Below are 509 nucleotides of genomic sequence, written 5' to 3'. Positions count from 1 at the left end.
CATTAACTATCACTGATGCAGATACAAAATCGCCCCTAGAATTGCAGGGAATAGCTCACGCAGGCGCAGGAAAAGTCATCTTCGATTTTACGGCTTAATCCCACCCAGACGCCCTGACGGGCGGGCTACGCCGCTCCCGCGCTGCGCTCGCTCCGGGTCTGTTCTGCTCTGTGCTATGCTCATCTGCTTGCTCAGAGGCCAAGGAGTATTTTAGCCACTAAAATACTTCTGATGTTGCTCTGGAGCGGTGTAAAAGCCGCCCCCTTTTCGTGACATCTAACATTACCATATTTGKTTAAGTATTTTGATAAGAGGAAATTATACAGTGCTTACTGACAAAGAAATTAACGATGCCAAAATTGGCTTCAAGTACCAACATCCATCAGACATTCTTCACGAGCATGAAGACTGTATTAGGATGGCGTATGAATGGTTAGATGCTCAGACAACAATAAAAACAAAACCAAAACACAGTAGAGCTCTAAAGCATATTATAGAAAAATGGGCAG

General features: G+C 44.7%; 1 protein-coding gene. It reads left to right on the top strand.

Features of this window, described 5'->3' with window-relative positions; genetic code table 11:
* Positions 1 to 325: 325 nt before the first annotated feature.
* Positions 326 to 509: hypothetical protein (locus KP708_RS15620; protein WP_215757276.1), on the top strand; the 184-nt coding region annotated here is incomplete at its 3' end.

The sequence above is a fragment of the Gluconobacter sp. P5H9_a genome, from assembly GCF_018812085.1.
Taxonomy (GTDB): domain Bacteria; phylum Pseudomonadota; class Alphaproteobacteria; order Acetobacterales; family Acetobacteraceae; genus Gluconobacter.
The sequence above is the reverse complement of the archived record's forward strand: the minus strand, read 5'-3'. Positions and strand labels throughout refer to the sequence as shown.